Origin of the sequence: Microcoleus sp. Pol12B3, assembly GCF_036701355.1 — a bacterium.
GTDB lineage: Bacteria > Cyanobacteriota > Cyanobacteriia > Cyanobacteriales > Microcoleaceae > Microcoleus.
The window spans coordinates 1-4,767 of sequence record NZ_JAUBQS010000132.1; the positions used below are offsets into that span (position 1 = coordinate 1).

Genomic DNA, 4,767 nt, shown 5'->3' on the forward strand with positions numbered 1-4,767 from the left:
AACGGGTTGAGTTTCTCGCAATTGGCGATTGCTCAAGATAGCGGTGCAACTTTAATCCGGTTGGCACAAACAGGGGAAGTTTTAGCTTCTCTCAGTGGTGTTTCTGCTAGCAGTATTAGTGCTGCTAATTTCGGATTGATTTGAGAGCGATTTCGGGTGTCTGGCACAGATTCAGACATTCCGATAAACTCGTGACTTCGAGAGTATGACAGGGGTTAAGAACCCCTGTCTCATAGAAACTAATCCCAACAATTCCCAGTGCAAAAGTATACTAGAAACTGTTCCCGCTTCTAATCCAGATGCTTCCACAATTACATCAAAAGAAATCGGCCCAGATGCGATCGCACAGCGTCTTCTACAATTCTCTTTAACTCTGCTACTAAACCTCCAAGCCTCTACTCCTACATTCTCCTGCCCATACTCGCCAGGGAAACTAAAATACTTAAGTATAATGATACTTGCTATTCAAGTGTTTTTGTTTTACATTTGCAATCTTGCACTGGCTCATCCGTAATACTACTTAATAAAATTTCCCAACTTTATCAAAACTTTAATTAAATAGGGGTTTATAAAGAAAAATTTACATAGATTGTTTCAAAAAACAGTTATTGTTACTACAACCTTGAGAAAGTGTTTCCGATGCAAGTCGCGAAACAGGGGAATCATTGTCTTTTTTTAGCTATTAGTAGGTGCAGTATGCCAAATTTAAATATTCAAGTTTCTTCAAGTGCGATCGCCTTTATTGACACTCAAGTAGAAAATTATCAAAGTCTGATTGCTGGGGTAAAACCGGGTACGGAAGTAGTCGTTTTGGATGGGAACCGGGATGCGATCGACCAAATTACTCAAATTTTAGCTCTTCGGACAAATATTGACAGCCTTCACATAGTTTCTCACGGTGCTCCGGGCAGCTTGCAACTCGGCGACGGTAACTTGAGTTTAGATGATATAGAGTGCGATCGGCAGGATCTACAGCAGTGGTTTTCGCCACAAACCGACTCAAGGAGCAAAAATCGACCTAATATCCTCCTCTACGGGTGCTGTGTAGCAGCAGGCGAGACAGGTAAAGCATTTGTCAAACGCTTGAGTGAGTTAACCGGGGCCTTTGTTGCAGCTTCCCAAAACCTCACCGGAAGTGTAGCAAAAGGCGGGGACTGGGAACTGGAAGTGAGCACCGGGAAAATAAAAACGCCGCTGGTATTTGAACCCGAAGTGTTAGCGGGTTACGAGTATGTTTTGAATAGTTTTGGTGCAGCTACAAATTTTGGCGTGGGTACAAGTCCCAAAGGTATTAATGTAGGGGATTTCAACGCTGATACCTTCCCAGACTTGGTAGTGACAAATCTGAATGACGACAACGTTTCAATTTTGTTAGGGAATGGCACAGGGGGTTTTGGCACAGCTACCAACTTTGCCGTAGGTTTAGGTCCCGTTTCCGTCACATCGGGATTATTTAACGATGACAATTTCCCCGACTTAGCCGTAGCAAATAGTAGTAATAGTAATATCTCAATTCTGTTAGCAAATGGTACGGGTGGCTTCTATGTAGGCAATGATTTCAATGTGGGTAATACTCCCCTTTCAATAGCTGTCGGAAACTTTAACGCGGACACTTTCCTCGATTTGGCGGTGGTAAACGCTAACCCTCAAGGTGCTTCTGGTAGTGTCTCAATTTTGTTGGGAAATGGTGCTGGTTACTTTGGGGCTGCCACTAATTTCAATGTTGGTTCCATTCCTGGTTCCGTTGTTGTAGGCAACTTTAATGCTGACAGTTTACCTGACTTAGCCGTTGCCAACAGCTTCTCTAATAATGTCTCAATTCTGTTAGGAAATGGTACGGGCGGATTTGGTGCAGCTACTAATTTTGGGGGTGTGCCAACTCCAAATTCGATCGCCACTGGGGACTTTAACGGAGACAATTTCCTCGACTTAGCCACAGCTAACGGCGGTTCTAACAGTGTGTCAATTCTATTGGGAAATGGCACTGGTGGCTTTGGCCCGGCCACTACTGTTAACGCAGGGGCAGGGCTTAACGGCATTGTGGTGAAAGACTTTAGCGGAGATGGCAGACTTGACTTAGCAGTAACAGGAACCAGCGGCGCATCAATTTTAGTAGGCAACGGCAATGGCGGTTTTAGTACACCCATTAACTTTACTGCGGGCACCGATCCAAATTCCATTATTGCAGGCAACTTTAATGCTGACACTCTCCCGGATTTGGCCGTAGCGAACAGCGGTTCAGACAACGTTTCTGTACTGCTAAATACACCGAATACGGTAAATTTTGACACTTCCAAATACAGCAACATCATCCCTGTTAATGAAGACGCTACCGACACAGTAATTAATGTCACTCTTACTCTGGGCGGCACACCCCTCACCGATGTAGTTGTACCAATTGTCCTCGACCCCAGTAGCACAGCTACTCAAGATGCTGATTACACAATTTCACCTACTACTGTTACTTTCCCTGCCGGGGCGACAGGTGCTGCACTCACTCAAACTGTGGCAGTTACCATCAAGGCTGACAACATCGTTGACAGTAACGAACAGTTAGTTCTCAATTTGGGTGCGATTACAGGCGGTGTTGCTGGCGCTACGAGTCAAGTTAAATTGTCAATATTGGATAGGAAGAGTTCTTACTCAATTATCGCCGAGAATCCCACCGTGACCGAAGGGAATTCCGGCGCTAATCCTGCCACATTTACTATTACTCGCAGCGGTAGCACAGAACTTTGGAGTACCGTAGATTATGCTATTATCGGCACTGCGACAAACGGCACTGATTACAACAATATCGGCGGCACTTCTGGGGCAACTGCTGCCACTGGTAAAATCAGTTTTGCCGAGGGTGAAACATCCAAAACTATTACTTTGGATCTGTTGGGAGATGGCAATATAGAACCGGATGAAACTGTTGCCATTACTTTATCAAATTCAGTTTCACCGGGTGGCGCACCGACTATTGCGACGGCTACCGCTACGGCTACTATCAAAAATGATGACGCTGCCGGCATCACTGTCACTCCAAAGGCAATATCAACAACCGAAGCTGGCGGTAAGGCAGAATTTACAGTCAAATTAAACGCTGCACCAACTGCTGACGTTACCATCGGTTTGAGGAGTGACAATGTTGCAGAAGGAACAGTTTCAACGGAGAGCTTAACTTTCACTACGGCTAACTACGATCAACCGCAACCAATAACGGTGAATGGTGTTGACGATTTGGTAGCTGATGGCCCTCTACCTTACAAAATTGTCACGGCTGCGGCTGTGAGTACCGATGTTAATTACAATAACCTCGATCCTGAAGATGTCACCGTCACCAACAGTGACAATGAAACTCCGGGAATTACGGTGAATCCGACGGCGGGATTAACTACTGGTGAAGATGGCACTCCTGCTAACTTTACTGTGGTTCTAAATACTCAGCCGACTGCTGATGTGACTATCGGCTTGAACACAGATAATCTTGCCGAGGGAACTGTTTCGACTAATAGCTTAACTTTCACTACGGCTACCTGGAATACACCGCAGCCGGTGACAGTAACAGGGCTTAACGATAGCATTGCTGACGGCGATATTGGCTACAAGATTCTCACGGCGGTTACTGTTAGTACAGATCCGATTTACAACAACCTAGATGTAGCGGATGTTAGCCTCAGCAATAAGGACGATGATACGGCTGGTATTTCTATTACTCCCACGGCAACAACTGCTACAGAAGGCGGCGCGACGGGCAGTTATGCGATCGAGTTAACGTCCGAGCCGATCGCCCCTGTTACCATTAACTTTAATGCCCCAAGTGAAATAAATGCGATCGCGCCTGTTATCTTTGACAGCAGTAACTGGAATGTTCCCCAAACAGTCACAGTCACCGCTACCGACGATAGCAAAGCCGAAGGCACGCACAGCAGCACGATCGCTCACACTGTTACCAGTACCGACACTAAGTATAGCGGCACGGCTATTCAGGATGTAAATGTAGCTATTACCGACAACGACACAGCAGGTGTGAGCATTTCTCCCACGCAAACAACTGCTACAGAAGGCGCGGCCGCGGGCAGTTACGATCTCAAATTAATATCGCAGCCGATCGCCCCTGTTACCATTAACTTTAATGCCGGAAGTGAAATAAATGCGATCGCCCCTGTTATCTTTGACAGCACTAACTGGAATGCTGCCAAAACAGTCACAGTCACCGCTACCGACGATAGCAAAGCCGAAGGCACGCACACGGGCACGATCGCTCACACTATTACCAGTACCGACACTAAGTATAGCGGCACAACAATTCAGGATGTCAGTGTAGCGATTACCGACAACGACACAGCAGGTGTCAGCATTTCTCCCACGCAAACAACTGCTACAGAAGGCGGCGCGGATGGCAGTTATGACATCAAATTAACATCGCAGCCGATCGCCCCTGTAACTATCACTCTCACAACAGGTAATGAGATAGAGGCGATCGCCCCTGTGACTTTCACTGCGGATAATTGGAATGTCGCTAAAACCGTTACGGTGAAAGCTGTTGACGATGCAGTTGTCGAAGGCGCGCACAGCGGTAATATCACTCATAGTGTGAGCGAGGGTGATGCTAAGTATAATGGGGTTGTGGTTCCAGGGGTGACAGTGGCGATTACGGATAACGATGTAGCGCCAGAACCGAGCGGCGGTGGCGGCACTGTAGCAGAACCGAGCGGCGGTGGCGGCACTGTAGCAGAACCGAGCGGCGGTGGCGGCACTGTAGCAGAACCGAGCGGCGGT

Annotated in this window: 2 protein-coding genes; one reads left to right on the forward strand and one right to left on the reverse strand. The window is 46.9% G+C overall.

The features are described 5' to 3' along the window. Positions 1-171: 171 nt before the first annotated feature. Complete coding sequence (locus QUA53_RS29410) at positions 172-465, reverse strand: hypothetical protein (RefSeq protein ID WP_445305253.1); 294 nt, start codon at positions 463-465, stop codon at positions 172-174. A 231-nt stretch (positions 466-696) separates the two neighbouring features. On the opposite strand from QUA53_RS29410, the gene QUA53_RS28610 reads away from it, so the two are divergent. Then, positions 697-4,767: DUF4347 domain-containing protein (locus QUA53_RS28610; protein WP_333101033.1), on the forward strand; the 4,071-nt coding region annotated here is incomplete at its 3' end.